The organism is Seonamhaeicola algicola (genome assembly GCF_007997385.1).
GTDB classification, from domain to species: Bacteria; Bacteroidota; Bacteroidia; order Flavobacteriales; family Flavobacteriaceae; genus Seonamhaeicola; species Seonamhaeicola algicola.
In genome coordinates this window covers 1-1,079 of record NZ_VOSC01000002.1, presented here as the reverse complement: position 1 = coordinate 1,079, position 1,079 = coordinate 1, and the positions used below count along the sequence as shown (strand labels likewise).

General features: G+C 30.7%; 2 protein-coding genes. Both read right to left on the bottom strand.

Annotation, left to right across the window (positions count from 1 at the left end; all coding sequences use genetic code 11):
* Nucleotides 1-232: 232 nt before the first annotated feature.
* A complete protein-coding gene (locus FUA26_RS00010) occupies nucleotides 233-610 on the bottom strand; it encodes a pentapeptide repeat-containing protein (RefSeq protein ID WP_147130236.1) in 378 nt (125 codons plus the stop codon).
* Nucleotides 607-1,079, bottom strand: a 473-nt coding sequence (locus tag FUA26_RS15620) for a hypothetical protein (protein ID WP_186826825.1), incomplete at its 5' end; no start/stop codon positions are given. The genes FUA26_RS00010 and FUA26_RS15620, both read right to left, overlap by 4 nt.

The following is a 1,079-nucleotide window of genomic DNA, read 5'->3' as shown; positions in this document are numbered from 1 at the left end:
ATTAATATGTATGTTAGTTTCCTCATAATTAACCACAACGGGCTTGTGTATGAAACGTAGCGTGAAAAAAGACACTAACTTTTCGGTTAAACACAGAGTCGAATTTTTATATTTTGTTTTTTAATTTTTCTATTCTAAAAGCCAAATTAAAAATTTGGCGGACTTTCTAAATATACAAAACCTTTCGGTTAAACACTTATTAGCTATGTTTTATACATCGTGTTGTAGCACGTTATTTTATTATTTTAGTCATAAATTCATCGGTTGTGATAGTATGTCCATACCAATTAGCTCCATCAAATTTGGTATTAGAAAACTTACAGTCAATAAATTCAGCTCCACTTAATAAACTTTCACTTAAATCGGCATTTGTAAAGTCAACTCTTTCGAATTTACAGCATTTAAATTCACAATTTTTTAAATTACAATTTCGAAAACTGGTTTCTGTAAAATCCGCACTAAAAAAAACGGAGCCTTGAAGGTTTGATTCATCTAAAGTCAGATGTTGAAGATTATCGTGTTTCTGGAATTCACAATTCGGAAATTCTCGTTCTCCTTTTTCATACCTTTCTAAAAGGTCTCCTATATATTTTGGTGTTTTATTGGTCATTTATCAAAATCATTTACAAATTCAAGTTCAAATAAAAGACAAACGCCATCTGTTCCGTCCAAATATCTTATTCCAATAACTTTTTTATCACCGACTTGTTCTGCTTGAATTACAATGACTGGTATTTTTTCATTTGTCTCTTGGTCGATATGATATGCCAATGATGGAATTTTTATATTTAATGGTTTATGTTCTTGACCTTTATTATCAATTCTAAAAGTTGCACTACCATTTTTAATATCTTCTTCGGTTGCTAATCTTCCGGAAACGTGTGGAATTTCCGACCATTTTTTTAAATCTATAGGTTTAATTTTATTCAATTCGTTAGTTGTACTCTGTTCAGGTTCTCTTTCTTTTTTTACTTCTACACATCCGATAAAAATTATGAAAATCAACCCGTAAAATATCTTGTTTTTCATATGTGCTACAACGGTTAAGGCTAGGCTTTGTGCGGGAAGAAAATCGGCCA